We start from the raw sequence: 15,622 nt of genomic DNA on the forward strand, positions 1-15,622 counted from the left end.
CCTGCCGCGGTCAGCTCGCGCCGAACTCGCGAACCGCCTTGTAGTACAGGTCGGCGGTCCGGTTGCAGGTCCAGTTCCCGGCGCACTGGTGGTACAGGTCGGCCTTGAACTTGTCGTCGATGCGCAGCCGGGTGGTCTCGTCGAACCGGGACTGCCGCTTGTAGTTGCGGTACCCGAAGTCGTGCCGGTGGCAGGCGGGCAGGAACTTGAAGCCGAACGGGTTGTCCGGGGACCAGGAGCAGCCGTCGGAGGACCAGTCGAGCTGGTCGGCGTACGGGGTCTGCGAGCGGATCGAGCTGAACTGGGACAGCGTCCGGTTGAACAGGTAGTCGTCGGTGACCGCGGGCGCGTTGATGGCGGCTTGGGCGGTGCTCGTCCCCAGCAGCAGGGCGGCGACGGCGACCAAGGTGGAGAGCAGGGTTTTCACAGGTGTTCCCCCTCGTGAGGAAAGGCCGTGAAAACGTTCCTACTGGGCGCCGATCGACGTGCGACAGCCCCGATGGGCTCACGCTCCCGCAACACCGGGTGAACGTTCGCCCACCGGGCACCGCCGCGCCCCGCCGGACGTGCGAGCCGAACCCCTCCGAACCGGCTCGTGCGTCCCCGCGGGGTGCGTCAGGGCTCGTCGCCCTGGTCCAGGAACCGGCGGATCGTGGTCTCGTCCGGTATCTCGGTCTCGGTGTCGATGAGACGTTCGGCGATGGGCACGGGTTCCTCCGCCCACGCGGGCTGGAAGTCGCCGCCGGGCAGCAGGCCGTGCCGCCGCGCGAACTCCTCGGCGGCCTCGCGGATCGACTCGCGCAGCGTCCCGACCACGACCGTCTCGGCGGTGTAGGTCAGCTCCACGAGCAGCGCCCGGACCCGGTCCAGCTGGTCCTCCTCGGCGGACCGCTCGTCCAGCTGCGGCCACAGCCGCCGCTCGAAGACCTCCACGAAGTCCGCGGCGATGCCGTCGGTGGCCCGGCGCAGCCCCGCGAACTGGTCCAGCACGTCCTCGGCGGGCACGGAGAGCCCGGCGAGCCGGTTCCCGGCCTCCAACGCCCACCGACGGGTGTGCGGCCATCCCCGCCGCCACCGCACCAATCCGAGCTGGATCGCCCGCTTCAGCACGGCGGGCCGCATGTCCCCGGTCGGCACCAGCCGGCGCAGGTCGCGCACCCGCACGCGCACCCAGTCGTCCGGCCCCTCGGCGTCCCCGACCCCGAGCACCGCGGCGACGCTCGCACCTTCTTCGCGGGCCTTCACGAGCTCGGCGATGGCGGGCAGCGAGAACCCTCGCGACTGGAGCCGCTGCACCAGCGTCAACCGCTCGATGTGGGAGTCGTCGTAGTACGCCACCCGCCCCTGGCGACGCGGCGGGTGGAGCACGCCCTTGGTCTGGTACATGCGGATGGTGCTGCCCGGCAGCCCGACCCGGACTGCCAGCTCGTCCACGGTGAGCTGCACACCGCTAATCCTGGTCCTGTGCGGCTCTACGAGTCAACACTGTTCGAGTGAACACTAGAACAATCAGAGGTGCAGCAGCATCCGCGAGTTGCCCAGGGTGTTCGGCTTGACGTACGAGAGGTCGAGGAACTCCGCGACACCTTCGTCGGCCGACCGCATGATCTCCTCGTAGACCTCGGGCGAGACCGGCGTGCCGTCGATCTCGACGAACCCGTGTCTGCTGAAGAACTCGGTCTCGAAGGTCAACACGAACACCCGCGCCAACTGGAGCTCCCGAGCGGTCTCGATGAGCCGCGCGACCAACCGATGCCCGATCCCGCGCCCCAGGGCCTCCGGCGCCACGGCGACGGTGCGGATCTCCGCAAGGTCCTCCCAGAGCACGTGCAACGCACCACAGCCCAGCAACTGCCCGTCCTCCTCGGCCACCCAGAACTCCTGGATGTCCTCGAACAGCGTGACCAGCGGTTTGCTCAACAACACCTTGCCCGCGTACAGGTCGATGAGCGCCTTCATGGCCCGCACGTCACCGGTGCGCGCCCGGCGCACGTTGATCGGGTCGTTCACGCTGCCAAGGTAACTCGCGCACGCCCGATCGTGCTGTCCGGCGCACAACTTGGTGAAGCTTGCCGGTGGAGGAACTTTCGGGCCGGATTCTGCGGTTTACTGTCACTGAACGGCCTCTAGGTCCGCAGTTGGGGGTGTCACATGCTTCGCAGCTTCCGGGTGGGCAACCATCGGTCCCTCCGCGACGAGCAGGAGTTGCTGTTGGTGCCCGCGTATGCGAAGGACCGGCAGGCCGTGCCGGTGGCAGCCGTCTACGGAGCCAACGCGTCCGGCAAGTCGAACTTGCTCGACGGGTTGAAGTTCCTGACCGACGCGGTCCGTGACTCGTTCGCCAAGTGGCCTGCGGAGGGTGGCGTGCCTCGCCGACCTTTCCGGCTGGACTCGGCGGCGCAGAAGCGGCCTTCGACCTTCGTCGTCGAACTGGTCGACGACGACGTGCGGTACGTGTACGGCTTCGAGGTCGATGACGAGCGCGTGCTGTCCGAATGGCTCTACAGCTATCCGGAAAAGCGCAAGCGCGTCATCTTCGATCGCGATAGGGACGAAGTGAAGTTCGGGTCGACGGTCGCCGACCTCCGCATCACCCTCGATGTGCTCGAAGGCCTGTTGCGCCCGAACGCCTTGTTCCTGAGCCTCGCCGCCCGGACCAAACTCGGCCCATTGCTGCCGGTATACCGCTGGCTCACGTCGAAGCTGGCATTCCGGCTGTCATTGCCGGCGGTCGATGAGACGGAGATCGTCACCCTCATCCTCGGCGACCATCGGGTGTCCCGCCGCTTCGTCGAGCTGGTGAAGGTCGCCGATTTCGGTGTGTCGGCCGTCGGCCTGTCCATCGAAATGACCCCGGAGAAGCTCGCCGAGATGATCGGTGACTTGTCGCGGGAGTCGCCGGGGGTCTCGTTCCCGGACTCGGCGCTGCGGTTCAACGTGTCGGACTTGCGCCTCAAGCTCTCGCACGGCGACGGCGAGCAGCCCTTCGACCTCGGCGACGAGTCGGCGGGCACGAGGTCGTGGCTCGCCCTGCTGCCGTCCGTGCTGAGGCTGCTCGACGACGGTGGGGTGCTGGTGGTCGACGAGATCGACGCGAGCCTGCACCCGAGACTGACCGCGCAGCTCGTGGCACTGTTCCGGGATGCGCAGGTCAACACGGGGGGTGCCCAGTTGGTGTTCACGACCCACGATCCGAGCCTGCTCAGTCCCGCCCTGGGTGACGACGTCCTGCGCCGCGACGAGGTCTGGTTCGTGGAGAAGCGGGACGATGGTGCGACCGAGCTCTACCCGCTGTCCGACTTCCACCCGCGAAAGGACGGCGAGAACCTCGCTCGGCGCTACCTCGGCGGTAGCTACGGCGCGGTGCCCAACCTGCTGGAGGGTGACTTCGTCGCGGCTTTCGTCGGTCCCGGCGGTGCTGATGGCGCGGCGTGAACCGAGCAGGCGGCGGCGTCCACCACATCGCCAACCCGCGAACCGGATCCTCGTGGTGTGTTGCGGCAATACGGAGAAACTGTACTTCGAAGGGCTCAAGCGTTCATCGCACTTGACGGCTCTCAAGGTGGTGACGGAGACAGGTTCTCCCGAACAATTGGTGGACTACGCGGTCACGATTCGCCGGAGAGCCGAGGACGGTTTCGACCAGGTCTGGTGTGTCGTGGACGTCGACGAGTTCGACGTGCCGAAGGCCATCGCCGCCGCCGAGCAGACTGCGGTGGCCCTGGCCATCTCCGATCCGTGTTTCGAACTGTGGCTCCTTCTGCACTTCCGCGGCCACAACGCGTACATCGACGGCGCGAGGGCGGCGAAGACCCTGCTGACCGGTCATATCGCCGCCTACGACAAGAAGATCGACTTCAAGGTGTTCGCTCCGAACATCGACGACGCCATCGCGCGGGCAAAGCTCCTCGGGCCCGACAACCCGACCACCGGGGTGTGGCGGCTGGTCGAAGCCGCACTTGGGCGCTGACGTCCGGCGTTCCCACCCGGGGCGGCTACCCTGAGCACCGTGTCTTCCCCCACCACGGCCAAGCGCGTCGCCATGCTGACCCTCGGGTGCGCCCGCAACGAAGTCGACTCCGAGGAGCTCGCCGGCCGGCTCACCGCCGGCGGCTGGGAGCTGACCGATGGTGACGACGCCGACGTGGTCGTGGTCAACACGTGCGGCTTCGTGGAGTCGGCCAAGAAGGACTCCGTCGACACGCTCCTCGCCGCCGCCGACAGCGGGGCCAAGGTGGTCGCGGTCGGGTGCATGGCCGAGCGGTACGGGGCGGAGTTGGCCGAGAGCCTCCCCGAGGCGCAGGCCGTGCTCGGTTTCGACCAGTACGACAAGCTCGCCGAGCGGCTGGACGACGTGCTCGAAGGCAAGACCGTCGAGTCCCACAAGCCCGTCGACCGGCGCACGCTCCTCCCGCTCACGCCCGTCCAGCGCCCGAAGGCCGCCGAGGACGTGCAGGTCCCCGGGCACGGTTGGGGGCCGCGCGTCCTGCGCACCCGCCTGGAGGACACCCCGGTCGCCCCGCTGAAGATCGCCTCCGGCTGCGACCGCCGCTGCTCGTTCTGCGCCATCCCCAGCTTCCGGGGCGCGTTCGTGTCCCGGCACCCCGACGAGGTCGTGGCCGAGGCGCAGTGGCTGGCCGAGCAGGGCGTGCGCGAGGTGTTCCTGGTCAGCGAGAACTCCACCTCCTACGCCAAGGACCTGCCGCGCGAGCTGGGCGGCCTGGAGAACCTGCTGGAGCGCCTGGCGAAGGTCGTCGACCGGGTCCGCGTCTCCTACCTCCAGCCCGCGGAGACCAAGCCGAGCCTGGTCAAGGCCATCGCGACCACCCCGAACGTCGCCCAGTACTTCGACATGTCCTTCCAGCACTCCAGCGAGGCCGTGCTGCGCCGGATGCGCCGGTTCGGGTCCACCGAGTCCTTCCTGGGCCTCGTCGAGCAGATCCGCGCCCTGGCGCCGCAGGCGGGCATCCGGTCCAACGTCATCGTCGGCTTCCCCGGCGAGACCGAGGAGGACGTGGCCGAGCTGGAGCGGTTCCTCACCGAGGCGCGCCTGGACGCCGTGGGCGTGTTCGGCTACTCCGACGAGGACGGCACCGAGGCCGAGACCCTGGACGGCAAGCTCGACGCCGACACGATCGCCGAGCGGGTCGCCCGGATCTCGAACCTGGTCGAGGAGCTGACCGCCCAGCGCGCCGAGGACCGCGTCGGCGAGGAGGTCGTCGTCCTGGTCGAGACCGAGGAGGACGACGAGAACGACTGCGTCGGCCGGGCCGCCCACCAGGCGCCCGAGGTCGACGGCGAGTGCGTGATCACCAACGCCGACGACCTGAAGGTCGGTGACCTGGTGCGCTGCCGCGTCGACGCCGCCGAGGGCGTGGACCTGGTGGTCACCGCGATCGAGGTGCTGCAAAGGTGACAGAACCCGCGCGCGTGCCGGTGCTGAACATCGCCAACGTGCTGACGATGTCCCGGCTGGTGCTCGTGCCGGTGTTCCTCTACCTGCTGTTCGCCGAGGACGGCCGCTCCTACTGGTGGCGGCTGGCGGCCTTCGGCGTCTTCGCCGTCGCGTCGGTCACCGACCACGTGGACGGCAACCTGGCCCGCAAGCACGGCCTGATCACCGATTTCGGCAAGATCGCCGACCCGATCGCGGACAAGGCCCTCACCGGCGCCGCCCTGGTCGGCCTGAGCCTGCTGGGCGAGCTGCCCTGGTGGATCACCGTCGTGATCGCCGTGCGCGAGCTGGGCGTGACGCTGCTGCGGTTCTGGGTGATCCGCCACGGCGTGATCCCGGCCAGCCGGGGCGGCAAGGCCAAGACGCTGGTCCAGATCGTCGCCATCGGCCTGTACCTGCTGCCGCTGCCCGCCAACCTGGAGCCGATCGCGGTCGTGACGATGTACGCGGCGGTCGTGCTGACCGTCGTCACCGGCGTGGACTACGTGGTGCGCGCGGTCCGGCTGCGCGCCCGCGGGAAGAGGGCGGTGGCGGGGGCGTGAGCGCCGTCGACGTCGTCAACGCGCTCAAGGCCCGCGGGGAGACGGTGGCCACCGCCGAGTCGCTGACCGGCGGGCTCGTCACCGCCGAGATCACCACCGTGCCGGGTGCCAGCGCCGTGCTGCGCGGCGGGCTGGTGGTCTACGCGACCGACCTGAAGGCCGCGCTCGCGGGCGTGGACGCCGCCCTGCTGGCCGCGCACGGCGCCGTGCACCCCGAGGTGGCCCGGCAGCTCGCCGAGGGCGCCCGGACGCGGTGCGGCTCGACGTGGGGCCTGGGCCTGACCGGGGTCGCCGGACCCGACCCCCAGGACGGGGTTGAGGCGGGCACGGTCCACATCGGTTTGTCCGGTCCGTCCGGTTCGTCCGTCGAAACCATCACTGTCGGTGGTGATCGTCACGAAGTCCGGTCCGCGTCCGTGATCGCGGCCCTGGACCTCCTCCTGGACCACCTGAAGATCACCGACGGGTGACTTGAGCAGGGCAATCCGCGTCACACCGCGACCGCCACGCGGGAACAAGGCACCCGGTTCGATCGTTCGCTTGTGGCGGACGTGCATCGAAGTCACTGCCCGTCGACGGGACGGGTCGGTAACGTGGTGGCACGGCCGGCCGGAAGGAGGCGCGCGATGACCGTGCTGCTACGCGAGGCGATCGGTGATCGGCTCCGCCATGCCCGCACCACCCAACGCCGCACGCTGCGCGAGGTCTCCAGGACCGCCCGCGTGAGCCTGGGGTACCTGTCCGAGGTGGAGCGTGGCCGCAAGGAGGCGTCCAGTGAGCTGCTGGCCGCCATCTGCGAGGCGTTGGACCTGCCCCTGTCGGAGTTGCTGCACCTCGTCGCGTCGGACATCGGCGCGGTGACGCAGCCGGTGCCCACGCCCGCGGAGCTGGCCGAGCGGACCGAGCGTCCGACCGCGCCGAGCCTCGAGGGCGGCACGCTGGTGCCCACCGTCGTCGGGAACGACCTGTCCGATCTGCGCATCCAGCCGATGCTCACGCACCGGCTGGCCACGTCGATCGAGCCGCGCGGCGCCGTGGTGGCCGCGTAGGTCGAGCAATCCTCGCCGAAGCCGAGTCGGGCACACCGACTCGGCTTCGTCGCATGCGCGCCGGCGTCGCGCTGGAGGATGGGTTTCGTCACACTGCAACGAGTTGGCAACCCCGCGCGGGGTCAGCGCGTCCACCCGGGCACCGGAACGGCAGGATGACCACGTCGACCGAAGTTTCAGGGGTGACTCAGGGTGAACCCGGATATCTCCCCAGGTCGGTGGAAGCGGCACAGCACAACTGACACGATGGAACCAACACCGGCACCGGGTCGTTGCCAGTCACGAGCGCGAGCCAGGGAAGTGCGGAGAAGGCAGGCGTAGGAGATGGCCAACCCTTTCGTGAAGGCGTGGAAGTACTTCATGGCGGCGTTCTCGTCCAAGATCGACGAGCACGCCGACCCGAAGGTGCAGATCCAGCAGGCCATCGAGGAGGCGCAGCGGCAGCACCAGGCCCTGTCGCAGCAGGCTGCCGCCGTGATCGGCAACCAGCGCCAGCTGGAGATGAAGCTCAACCGCCAGCTCGGTGAGGTGGAGAAGCTCCAGGCGTCCGCGCGCCAGGCGCTGGTCCTCGCCGACGAGGCGCGGGCCAAGGGCGACGAGCAGCGGGCCACGGAGTTCGAGAACGCGGCCCAGTCGTTCGCGACCCAGCTGGTGACGGCCGAGCAGAGCATCGAGGACCTCAAGACGCTGCACGACCAGTCCCTCCAGGCCGCCCAGCAGGCCAAGAGCGCGGTCGAGCGCAACGCGATGATGCTCCAGCAGAAGCTCGCCGAGCGCACCAAGCTGCTCTCGCAGCTGGAGCAGGCGAAGATGCAGGAGCAGGTCTCGCACTCGCTGCGCCAGATGACCGAGCTGGCCGCGCCGAGCAACACGCCGTCGCTGGACGAGATCCGCGACAAGATCGAGAAGCGCTACACCACGGCCCTCGGGTCGGCGGAGCTGGCGCAGAACTCCGTGCAGGGCCGGATGCTGGAGGTCCAGCAGTCGACCACGCAGATGGCGGGCTCGTCCCGGCTGGAGCAGATCCGGGCGTCGATGCGCGGCGGGCAGGTCGCCGGCGAGGTGACCGGCGGCCAGTCGCAGGGCGCGGCGGCGAGCATCCAGCAGGAGATCGCGCAGCGCGTCCAGCAGGCCCAGAACACGCCGCAGGGCACTCCGCAGCAGAACCCGCCCGCGAGCCAGGGCTGAGTGGTGGGGTCCGCGATGGAGCACCCCGCACGGAAAGCGGCCGGCGAGCTCGCCCAGTTCGTCGGCGCCCAGCTGCAAGGTCAAGTCGCGGACCAGGTGAAGCGGCGGCTCGCGGCGTGGAACGACCCCCGCGCGAAGCTCGACCGGCGCTACCGCCGGTCGAGCCGCGCGCTGACGTTCTGGCTGATCGTGCTGTCGATCCTGACCGTCGTCGGCGGTCTGGCGCTGGTGGTCGGGATACACCCGGCTTTCGCCGTGGTGGCGTTCGGCGGCGCGGCGGCGACGGGCGTGCTGGCGCTGCGCACGCGGAGCAAGATGCGCGCGATCGACGCGGCCCGGCAGCAGCTGGCGATCGCCCCGGTGCACTCGCCGTTGCCGGCCCGGTCGTCGGCGGCCCGTGCGCCGATGGAGCGGCTGGAGGAAGCCGAGGACACCCTGCGCGAGCTGCTGTTCCAGCTGGACTCGGCGGCGCTGACGTCCGTGCCGACCGAGTCGGTGGTGCAGGCGCGCGCGACCGGCGTCGAGGCGGCGTCGGCCCTGCGCGCGGTGTCGCAGCAGTTGCAGGCGGTCGAACGGGCGCGGGACACCGCCCCGCCGCTGGACCGCGCTCCGCTGGTGGAGGGCGTGCGGCGGCTGCGGGTGCAGCTGGACGAGGGTGTGGACGGGTACTGCGGGCTGGTGGCCGCGGCCGGCCGGGCGCTGGCGGAGAGCACGGCGTCCAACCCGCGGCAGGTGCTGGGCGAGGCGACCGACCACCTGGCCGGCCTGGCTTCGGCGCTGCGCGACCTGTCCCGCTGGGCCTGACCTCGGGCGGGCGAGCCTGCCCGAGTGGGCTTTGAGCCGGGCGGGTGTGAGCTGGGCGGGCTTGCCCGGTGAGTGGGTTGAGCCGCGTGGGTTTGCGCTGGGCGTGGCCTCCGGCCCCCGTCTCGATCGTCGCACGCGGCACCGACAGAGCGGTGCGTGTGGCGGCGGGAGTCATCGTGCGTGGTGGCGGTGGGCCTCCAGGAACCAGGCGAGTTCGGCCGCCGCGCTCTCGGGTGCGTCCCAGCCGTTGATCAGCGCCAACAGCGTCATGTACCGCTCGCGGCGCGGGTCGTTGGCGGCCTCCACGTAGTCGATCTCCACCTCGCCGATCTCCGCGACCACCGCGCCCGCCTCGGCTGACTCCGGGTCCAGGTCGAGCCGCGCCCGGTCGCGCACCAGCGCCACCGCGTCGGGTCGGACCGGGCCGTCGGGGCGCAGGTGGCCCTGGCGGGCCACCAGACGGGCCAGGAGGGCGCGGAAGTCCGGGTCGCGGGTCAGCTCCGCCAACTCCACCCACGCGGCCACCTGGGCCGGCTGCGGGTCGTCGGGGAGCTCGGGGGTCAGCGTTCGCGCGGGGCCCTCCGTGCCGGGCCGGCCGGCGAACACGGCCGTCAGGAAGTCCTCCACCAGCAGGCGGCGCGCGTCGGCGGACAGCAGGGCCAGGTCGTGCACCACGTCGGTCTCCTCGGGGTTCGAGCACAGCCAACCGAGCACCGCCCGCCTCAGCGCCAGCACCCGCAGGTGGGCGTCGAGCGCGTCGGCGTGCGCGGCGGCGACCTCGGCGACGGTCGTCTCGCGGTCCAGGACGCGGCGGACGGTCGCCAGGTCGACGTCCAGCGCGCGCAACGTCCGGACCAGCGCCAGACGGGACGCGGCGGTGGGGTCGAAGCGGCGTTGGCCGGTCGGTGTGCGGTGGGTCGGCGGCACGATCCCCCGATCGGCGTAGAAGCGGACGGCCTTGACCGTCAGGCCGGTCCGTCGCGCCAGCTCACCGATGGTGAGGGAGGTGTCGCCGTTCATGCCGTCCACCCTGGGACCTCCCCCCGGTGGAGGGTCAAGATCCCGCTCGACGAGGATGGGGCCATCCGCACGAACCGACGTTGGGTCACGTTGCGTAGTCGAGCTGGGCTGAAGTCGCACCGGGCCTGGTATCTCTTGCTGCAATCGTGTGATTATCAGACCGTTATCTGGCCCCGCCCACTACATGGCGTGGCAGGATTCGTCGGTCGGACAACGGCGTCCGGCCTGGTCGCCGGGGAGGGCATTGAGTGGCGTTGTGGACCGTGCACGGCGATGGGCGCACCACCGACGGTGACGCCATCGCGCCCGAGGAGCGGCTGAGCTGGCCGCTCACCATCGGCTTCGGTGCCCAGCACCTGACCGCGATGGCCGGTGCCACGATCCTCGTCCCCTCCCTCACCGGTCTCCCCGTCAGCACCACCCTGCTCTTCTCCGGCGTCGGCACGCTGCTGTTCCTGCTCATCACCCGCAACCGGGTCCCCAGCTACCTCGGCGCGTCCTTCGCCTTCATCGCGCCGCTGGAGGCGGCCCGCAGCGAGGGCGTCGCCGCGCAGCTCGGCGGGGTCGTCGCGGCCGGTCTGCTGGTGATCATCCTGGGTGTGGCGGTCAAGGCGCTGGGCGTCCGGCTGCTGGAGTCGGTGATGCCGCCGGTCGTGACCGGGGCCGTGGTCCTGCTCATCGGGCTGAACCTCTCGCACCGCGCCACCGACTCGTTCTCCGAGCAGCCGCTGCCCGCCGTGGTGACGCTGGGCATCATCCTGCTGTGCGGGGTGCTGGGCCGGCGGCTGTTCTTCCGGTTCTCCGTGCTGCTCGGCGTCGTCGTCGGGTGGGCCTTGGGCTTCGCGCTGGGTGTCGTGAACACCGACGCCGTGGCGCGGGCCGCGTGGGTCGGGCTGCCGGACTTCCACGCGCCCGAACTGCGCCCGTCCGTGACCCTGCTGGTGCTGCCGGTGGTGATCGTGCTGGTCGCGGAGAGCGTCGGGCACGTCAAGGCGATCGGCGGCCTGACCGGGCGCAACCTCGACGGCAGCGTCGGCGACTCGATCATCGCCAACGGCCTGTCCACGACCCTGGCGGGCTTCGGCGGCGGCACGGGCACCACCACGTACTCGGAGAACATCGGCGTCATGGGCGTGACGAAGGTGTACTCCACCGCCGCCTACGCCGTGACCGGCGTGATCGCGATGGCGCTGGCGTTCTCCCCGAAGGCGACGGCGGCGCTGGCCACCATCCCGGTCGGCGTGGTCGGCGGGGCCACCCTGGTGCTGCTGGGCCTGATCAGCCTGGTCGGCGTGCGGATCTGGATGGACAACCGGGTCGACCTGACCAACCCCGGCAACGCCCTGGTCGGCGGCGCGGCCCTGGTCGCGGGCGTCGGCGACCTCACCCTCAGGCTCGGCGACCTGGAACTGGGCGGCCTGGTGTGGGGCTCGCTGCTCGTGGTGATCCTGCACCCGATCATGCGCTGGCTGCGCGCCGCCCGCCCGGCGCAGCCCTAGAGCGCCTTGACGATCCTGCGCACCATGCCCGGACCCTCGTAGATGAACCCGGTGTAGACCTGCACCAGGCTCGCGCCCGCGTCGAACATGGCCTTGGCGTCGTCCGGGCCGAAGATCCCGCCCACGCCGATGACCGGCAACTTCCCGTCGGTTTCCCGGCTCACGAACCGCACCACCTCGCGCGCCCGCACGGCCAGCGGTCGGCCGCTCAGCCCGCCCGCCTCGCCAGCCTTGGCCTGGTCACCCGGCGCGAGGCCGTCCCGGGACAGGGTGGTGTTGGTCGCGATCAGCCCGGCCACGCCGTGCGCCGCGCACACCTCCAGCACCTCGGCGATCGCCTGGTCGGTCAGGTCCGGCGCGATCTTGACCAGCAGCGGCTTGCGCCGGCCCGACCCGGCCAGGTCGCCGGACGTCTCGTCCAGCGCCGACAGCAGCTCGGTGAGCGCGCCCCGGTCCTGGAGGCTGCGCAGGCCCGGGGTGTTGGGGGAGCTGATGTTGACCGCGAAGTAGTCGCCGTGCCGGTACAGGGCGCGCAGCGACGCCCGGTAGTCCTCGACGGCCTCCTCGACCGGCGTCACCTTCGACTTGCCCAGGCTGATCCCCAGCGGCACCGACAGCGGGCCGAGGCGGTCCAGGCGGTTGGCCAGCTCCAGCGCGCCGTCGTTGTTGAAGCCCATCCGGTTGATGATCGCCTCGCTGTCGCGCAGGCGGAACAGGCGCGGCTTGGGGTTGCCCGGCTGCGGGTGGCGGGTCACCGTGCCGACCTCGACGAACCCGAAGCCCAGCGCGCCCCACGCGGGCAGCGCGCGGCCGTTCTTGTCCAGGCCGGCGGCCAGGCCGACCGGGTTGGGGAACCGCACGCCGAACACCGTGCGCTCGGCGGCGGGCTTGCGCCGGACCGCGCCGGCCAGCGGGCTGACGAGGCTCAACGCCCGCAGGGTGGTCTCGTGGATGCGTTCCGCGTCCCCGCCGTGCATCCGGAACAGGACGTTGCGCACCACGCTCTTGTAGACCACGGCCGTAACTCTAAGCGATCGGCCCCGGTTGGCAGCTCGGGCACCAGTACGTCGGCCGCTCCTGCACGCCGTCGCCCTGGTCGGCCAGCCGGACCTTCGTGCCGCACCGGAAGCACGGCCGGCCCGCCCGTCCGTACACCCAAGACTCCTTGCCACGACCCATGAACCCGGTGGTGTTGCGGAACGGCGTCTTCGCGTTGGCCAGCAACAACTTCCGGCTCAACCGCACGGCCTGCACCGTGTCCACTCCGGACACCTTCGCCCACGGCGAGGCCCCGATCAGGAAGCACACCTCGCACTTGTAGACGTTGCCGACACCGGCCATGATCCGCTGGTCCAGCAGTGCCTGGCCGATCTCCTGGTCCGGCTGCGCCGTGAGGCGTCTCACGGCCTCCGCCTCGGCCTCCGGGGTCCACTCGCCCAGCAGGTCCGGCCCGAGGTGGCCGACGAGGGTGTCCTCCTGGTCGGTGGGCACCAGGTCCAGGTCGTGCAGGTTGAACCCGACCGCGACCCGGTCCGGGACCTCCAGCAGCACGCGCGCCTGGAAACCGGGCCGCTTCCACTTCTCGCCGGGCCGGTAGAGGTGCCAGGAGCCGTCCATGCGCAGGTGGCTGCGGAGCGTGAGGTCGCCGGAGAACCGGGTCAGGATGTGCTTGCCGACCGTCGCGACCTCGCGGACCTCCCGCCCCGACAGGTCCACAGTGGACAGTCGCGGGTGGCGGAGGTCCGCGCGCAGCACCGTCTTCCCGGCCAGCGCCTCGTGCAGCCGCCGGCCGGTCAGGAAGACCGTGTCACCCTCGGGCACCGGAGTCGAGCGCCACCTTCAGGCCGAAGCCGACCAGCACGGACGCCGTCAGCCGCTCGGTCCACCGCCGGACGCGGGGCCGGGTCAGCACGACGGCGGCCCGTCCCGCGAGCCACACGACCCCCAGTTGCCACACCTGCCCGATCCCGACGTGCACGCCCACCAGCAGCGCCGCCCACCCCGTGGTGTCACCGGTCGTCGGCAGGAACTGCGGCAGCAGGGACAGGTAGAACACGCCGATCTTCGGGTTGAGCAGGTTCGTGGTGAACCCGACGCGCAACGCCTGCGCCGGCGTGGTCCCCGGGGCGTCCACGGGCTCCTCCGCCCGACGCCCGCGCCACGACCGCCACAGCGCCGACCCGCCCAACCACAGCAGGTAGGCCGCGCCCGCGTAGCGCACCACGTCGTAGGCCAGCCGGGACGCCACCAGCAGCGCGGTCAGGCCCGCGACGCTCGCCGCACCCCACACCAGGCAGCCGAGGGTGGTGCCGAACCCGCCGAAGATCCCGGCCTTGCGCCCACCGCCGAGCACCATGCGCAGCAGCATCATGGTGTCCAGGCCCGGCGTGATGGTCAGCAGCAGCGCGGCGACCGTGAACGCCAGCAGCGCGGTGGTGCTCACGCCTCGACCGCCTCCTGGATCTCCTCGTCGTCGAAGTCCGCGTGCACCGGACGACGGCGGCTGCGGCTGATCCGCAGTATCCGCGCGAGCAGCAGGTTGAACGCCAGCGCCACCTCACGCGCGCCGGGCGTGCCCCACTCGTGGATCGGCATGCACGCGCCCTGCGCCTGCTGCACCGCCAGCCGGTCCGGCAGCGCCACCGGCATCACCAGGGGACCGAAGATGTCCCGCAGCTCGTCGATGCGGAACTGGTGCTCGTGCGAGCGCGGCCGGACCCGGTTCACCACGACACCCAGCGGCTGGAGGCCCGGGTTGTGCGCGCGCTCGGCCTGCACGGCCTCGAACGCCCGCTGCACGCCCGCCACGGCGAACATCGTGGGCTCGGTCACCAGCAGCGCCCGGTCCGCCGCCACCAGCGCCGACCGGGTCAGCTGACCCAGCGACGGCGGGCAGTCCAGCAGGATGAGCTGGTAGGGCTCGTCCGCGTCCTCCTCGGCCAGCACCCGCAGCGCCTGGCGCAGCCGGCCCAGGCGCGACTCGCCCGGGTCGGGGTGGTTGAGCAGCTCGGCGTCCTCGGACCCCGAGAGCACGTCCACGCCGTCACCCCAGGCGCTGGGTGAGATCGCCGCGCGCAGCTTGTCCGCCGTGGGTTCCTGGAGGACGTCGTAGATGCTGGCGTCGGTGTCTTCGGGCTCCAGCGTCGAGGTGGCGTTGCACTGCGGGTCCAGGTCGATGACCAGCGTCCGGACACCGCGCCGCAGCGCGGCCGACGCGAGACCCAAAGCGACCGTCGTCTTGCCCACGCCACCCTTGAGGCTGAGCACCGCCACCGTATGCACGAGGTGCAGCCTACGGTCTCTACGCTCTACGTCCATGCGACCGGACGCCGTACACAGGGTGCTCGACACCGAGCTGGCCGCCGCACGGGACCGCCGCGGCGGCGAACCGCCCAGGGTGCTCGACGTGGGCGGCGGCAGCGGCGTGTGGGCCGTGCCACTGGCCGTGGCGGGCTGCCTGGTGACGGTCGTCGAGCCGAGCCCCAACGCCCTGGCGACCCTGGACCGCCGCGCGTCCGAGGCGGGCGTCCGCGACCGCATCACCGCTGTTCAGGGCGACACCGACGCCCTCGACGCGGACGCCTCGGCCGACCTGGTCCTGGGCCACGGCCTGCTGGAGGTCGTCGACGACGCCCCCGCGGCCCTGACCGCCCTGGCCGCCGCCGCCGCGCCCGGCGCCGCCGTGTCGATCCTGGCCGCCAACCGCTACGCCGCCGTCCTGCACCGGGCCATCGCGGGCCGGCTCGTGGACGCGCGCAGGCTGCTCGACGACGAGGCCGGCCAGCTCGCGGGGTCCCGCGAACCGGTCCAGCGCCGCTTCGACGTGGCGTCCCTGGAGGCCCTGGTCCTCGACGCGGGCCTGAAGGTCGAGCTGATCCAGGGCCACGGCGTGGTGTCCGACCTGGTCCCGGGCGCGGTCCTGGAGGCCAACCCGGGCGCGGCGGACGCCCTGGCCGAGCTGGAACTGGCCGCCGCGACCCGTCCGCCCCTGCGCGACGTCGCCGCCCGCCTGCACGTGCTGGCGCGCAAGCCGGCCTGACCATCCACCCTCCCGGGACGCCGGGT

18 protein-coding genes are annotated in these 15,622 nt (G+C 71.4%); 10 read left to right on the forward strand and 8 right to left on the reverse strand.

Going from position 1 to position 15,622, the window contains the following annotated elements; all coding sequences use genetic code 11:
- Nucleotides 1-10: 10 nt before the first annotated feature.
- The 3 genes from WBN91_RS13195 to WBN91_RS13205 form a co-directional block, all read right to left on the reverse strand.
- The gene (locus WBN91_RS13195; protein WP_337725766.1) at nucleotides 11-418 is read right to left on the reverse strand and encodes a phospholipase; all 408 of its coding nucleotides are present in this window, start codon (nucleotides 416-418) and stop codon (nucleotides 11-13) included.
- Between the two features lie 197 nt (nucleotides 419-615).
- Nucleotides 616-1,446, reverse strand: coding sequence for a MerR family transcriptional regulator (locus WBN91_RS13200; RefSeq protein ID WP_337725734.1), 831 nt, complete (start codon nucleotides 1,444-1,446; stop codon nucleotides 616-618).
- Nucleotides 1,447-1,509: 63 nt separating this feature from the next.
- Nucleotides 1,510-2,010, reverse strand: a complete 501-nt coding sequence (locus WBN91_RS13205; protein ID WP_337725735.1) for an amino-acid N-acetyltransferase — start codon at nucleotides 2,008-2,010, stop codon at nucleotides 1,510-1,512.
- A 141-nt stretch (nucleotides 2,011-2,151) separates the two neighbouring features.
- Between WBN91_RS13205 and WBN91_RS13210 the strand changes: the two genes are divergently transcribed.
- The 8 genes from WBN91_RS13210 to pspM all read left to right on the forward strand — a co-directional run bounded on the left by WBN91_RS13210 (nucleotide 2,152) and on the right by pspM (nucleotide 9,038).
- Nucleotides 2,152-3,435: an AAA family ATPase gene (locus WBN91_RS13210; protein WP_337725736.1), complete on the forward strand. Its 1,284-nt coding sequence runs from the start codon at nucleotides 2,152-2,154 to the stop codon at nucleotides 3,433-3,435.
- Nucleotides 3,383-3,970, forward strand: a complete 588-nt coding sequence (locus WBN91_RS13215; protein ID WP_337725737.1) for an RloB family protein — start codon at nucleotides 3,383-3,385, stop codon at nucleotides 3,968-3,970. Before WBN91_RS13210 ends, WBN91_RS13215 begins: the two co-directional genes overlap by 53 nt.
- A 72-nt stretch (nucleotides 3,971-4,042) precedes the next feature.
- Nucleotides 4,043-5,416, forward strand: a complete 1,374-nt coding sequence (gene rimO, locus WBN91_RS13220; RefSeq protein WP_337725767.1) for a 30S ribosomal protein S12 methylthiotransferase RimO — start codon at nucleotides 4,043-4,045, stop codon at nucleotides 5,414-5,416.
- On the forward strand, nucleotides 5,413-5,997 hold the full coding sequence (gene pgsA / locus WBN91_RS13225; RefSeq protein ID WP_337725738.1) for a CDP-diacylglycerol--glycerol-3-phosphate 3-phosphatidyltransferase: 585 nt from the start codon (nucleotides 5,413-5,415) through the stop codon (nucleotides 5,995-5,997). The genes rimO and pgsA overlap by 4 nt, the downstream gene beginning before the upstream one ends.
- The gene (locus WBN91_RS13230) at nucleotides 5,994-6,467 is read left to right on the forward strand and encodes a CinA family protein (RefSeq protein ID WP_337725739.1); all 474 of its coding nucleotides are present in this window, start codon (nucleotides 5,994-5,996) and stop codon (nucleotides 6,465-6,467) included. The genes pgsA and WBN91_RS13230 overlap by 4 nt, the downstream gene beginning before the upstream one ends.
- A gap of 156 nt (nucleotides 6,468-6,623) precedes the next feature.
- Nucleotides 6,624-7,046, forward strand: coding sequence for a helix-turn-helix domain-containing protein (locus tag WBN91_RS13235; protein WP_337725740.1), 423 nt, complete (start codon nucleotides 6,624-6,626; stop codon nucleotides 7,044-7,046).
- Between the two features lie 324 nt (nucleotides 7,047-7,370).
- On the forward strand, nucleotides 7,371-8,234 hold the full coding sequence (locus WBN91_RS13240; RefSeq protein WP_337725741.1) for a PspA/IM30 family protein: 864 nt from the start codon (nucleotides 7,371-7,373) through the stop codon (nucleotides 8,232-8,234).
- Between the two features lie 15 nt (nucleotides 8,235-8,249).
- A complete protein-coding gene (gene pspM, locus WBN91_RS13245; RefSeq protein WP_337725742.1) occupies nucleotides 8,250-9,038 on the forward strand; it encodes a phage shock envelope stress response protein PspM in 789 nt (262 codons plus the stop codon).
- A gap of 171 nt (nucleotides 9,039-9,209) precedes the next feature.
- Here pspM and WBN91_RS13250 read toward each other — a convergent pair whose 3' ends face one another.
- The gene (locus WBN91_RS13250; RefSeq protein ID WP_337725743.1) at nucleotides 9,210-10,058 is read right to left on the reverse strand and encodes a MerR family transcriptional regulator; all 849 of its coding nucleotides are present in this window, start codon (nucleotides 10,056-10,058) and stop codon (nucleotides 9,210-9,212) included.
- A 248-nt stretch (nucleotides 10,059-10,306) separates the two neighbouring features.
- Here WBN91_RS13250 and WBN91_RS13255 point away from each other — a divergent pair, with 248 nt between their 5' ends.
- The gene (locus WBN91_RS13255; protein WP_337725744.1) at nucleotides 10,307-11,557 is read left to right on the forward strand and encodes a uracil-xanthine permease family protein; all 1,251 of its coding nucleotides are present in this window, start codon (nucleotides 10,307-10,309) and stop codon (nucleotides 11,555-11,557) included.
- Here WBN91_RS13255 and WBN91_RS13260 read toward each other — a convergent pair.
- From WBN91_RS13260 to WBN91_RS13275, 4 genes are read right to left on the reverse strand one after another with little or no spacing between them, the layout of a single operon-like run.
- A complete protein-coding gene (locus WBN91_RS13260; protein WP_337725745.1) occupies nucleotides 11,554-12,573 on the reverse strand; it encodes a quinone-dependent dihydroorotate dehydrogenase in 1,020 nt (339 codons plus the stop codon). The genes WBN91_RS13255 and WBN91_RS13260 overlap by 4 nt on opposite strands.
- 10 nt (nucleotides 12,574-12,583) lie before the next feature.
- Nucleotides 12,584-13,378, reverse strand: coding sequence for an Fpg/Nei family DNA glycosylase (locus WBN91_RS13265; protein ID WP_337725746.1), 795 nt, complete (start codon nucleotides 13,376-13,378; stop codon nucleotides 12,584-12,586).
- A complete protein-coding gene (locus WBN91_RS13270; RefSeq protein ID WP_337725747.1) occupies nucleotides 13,365-14,000 on the reverse strand; it encodes a LysE family translocator in 636 nt (211 codons plus the stop codon). Before WBN91_RS13270 ends, WBN91_RS13265 begins: the two co-directional genes overlap by 14 nt.
- Complete coding sequence (locus tag WBN91_RS13275; protein WP_337725748.1) at nucleotides 13,997-14,839, reverse strand: ParA family protein; 843 nt, start codon at nucleotides 14,837-14,839, stop codon at nucleotides 13,997-13,999. The genes WBN91_RS13270 and WBN91_RS13275 overlap by 4 nt, the downstream gene beginning before the upstream one ends.
- Nucleotides 14,840-14,873: 34 nt before the next feature.
- Here WBN91_RS13275 and WBN91_RS13280 point away from each other — a divergent pair, with 34 nt between their 5' ends.
- On the forward strand, nucleotides 14,874-15,596 hold the full coding sequence (locus tag WBN91_RS13280; protein ID WP_337725749.1) for a class I SAM-dependent methyltransferase: 723 nt from the start codon (nucleotides 14,874-14,876) through the stop codon (nucleotides 15,594-15,596).
- Nucleotides 15,597-15,622: the final 26 nt, after the last annotated feature.

The sequence above is a fragment of the Saccharothrix sp. CCNWYY140 genome (assembly GCF_037401995.1).
Lineage (GTDB): Bacteria > Actinomycetota > Actinomycetes > Mycobacteriales > Pseudonocardiaceae > Actinosynnema.